Annotated in this window: 1 protein-coding gene; it reads right to left on the bottom strand. The window is 35.7% G+C overall.

The features are described from left to right. Nucleotides 1–33: 33 nt before the first annotated feature. Nucleotides 34–909 (bottom strand): peptidylprolyl isomerase, encoded by an 876-nt coding sequence (locus V7164_RS23250; protein WP_335355369.1) that lies wholly within the window; start codon nucleotides 907–909, stop codon nucleotides 34–36. Nucleotides 910–1,251: the final 342 nt, after the last annotated feature.

The raw sequence follows: 1,251 nt of genomic DNA on the forward strand, positions 1-1,251 counted from the left end.
TATATAAGCTGTCCGGGGTCTTTTTTTGTAAAATTATTGTTGAGCAGCTTCAGGGGTCTCTAAAATACTCTTTAAATCCTTGTCATTTATCTTCACGTTTGCATCCTTTAATTCACGTTCCATTGCCTTCTGAATTTTATCCGCATCAAGCTTTGAAACCTTTAAATCATATTCCATTTTCTCTTTCATTTCTTCAAAGGATTTTTTCTCTTTTTTCTCTGTTACTTGAATAATATGGTATCCATGCTGTGATTGCACAGGCGCACTAATTTCATCAACCTTTAACGCATATGCTGCATTTTCAAATTCAGGGACCATTCTTCCCGGACCAAACCAGCCTAGATCTCCACCATTTGCTGCTGAGCCTGGGTCTGTAGAATACTCCTTCGCTAAATCCTCAAACTTAGCTCCTTCATCAAGCTTCTTCTTTACTTCATTAGCTGTTTTTTCATCTGCTACAAGAATATGTCTTGCCTTTATTTGAGGCTTGTAATTATCGTAGTATTCTTTTAGTTCCTTTTCAGTTACCTTTATATCTTTAATAGCTGCCTTTTCCTGCATTAAGCCAGTTCTAAAGGTGTCTTTAAGCTCAGCTTCATCTTTATAGCCATATTGAAGAAGGGCCATCTCGAAATTTGGACCAAGCTGTTCTTTAAGTTCGTCAATTTTTTCATCTAACTCTTTATCAGATACTTTGTAGTTTTTTGAAAGGACCTTTTCATAAACTAGCTCACGAAGAATTGCCTCGCCAGTTTTTTCTTTCATCGCATCATAAAGCTCGTCCTTTGTAATATCTCCAGCCTTTGTCTGAACTACTACATCTGAATCACTCGCATTATTAGTAACATTACAAGCAGTTAAGCCTAAGACCCCAGCTGTTAATGTGAGGGTAACAATCCATTTTTTCATGTTGAACACTCCTAGGATAATTTATTTCAATAACCAATTTCATAAAACCTACTATACCACAAATGAATTGGAGAACAAAAACAATAACCTATTGAAGTTTAAAAATTTATTTAGATTCTCTCCTGTAGGTAACTGACTATTCTTAATTAAAGTGGGGTCATATACTACAAAGACACTTTTATCAAAGCACTAAAGATTAAAACCCAATAATTTTCGGATTATGATGATAGGTGCCTATTCGAATAGGGTGTTCGTTGAATAGTATATTTTAGCAACATGAAAGGAGGGTGTCTCATGGGTGCTGGTTTCGGAGGTGGATTTGCACTAATTGTAGTGCTATTA

Origin of the sequence: Bacillus sp. JJ1474, assembly GCF_036965225.1 — a bacterium.
Classification (GTDB): Bacteria; Bacillota; Bacilli; order Bacillales; family Cytobacillaceae; genus Cytobacillus.

Bases quoted from the DNA above. Each gene is read 5' to 3' on its own strand.
- V7164_RS23250 (WP_335355369.1), bottom strand. From the start codon at position 909: ATGAAAAAATGGATTGTTACCCTCACATTAACAGCTGGGGTCTTAGGC.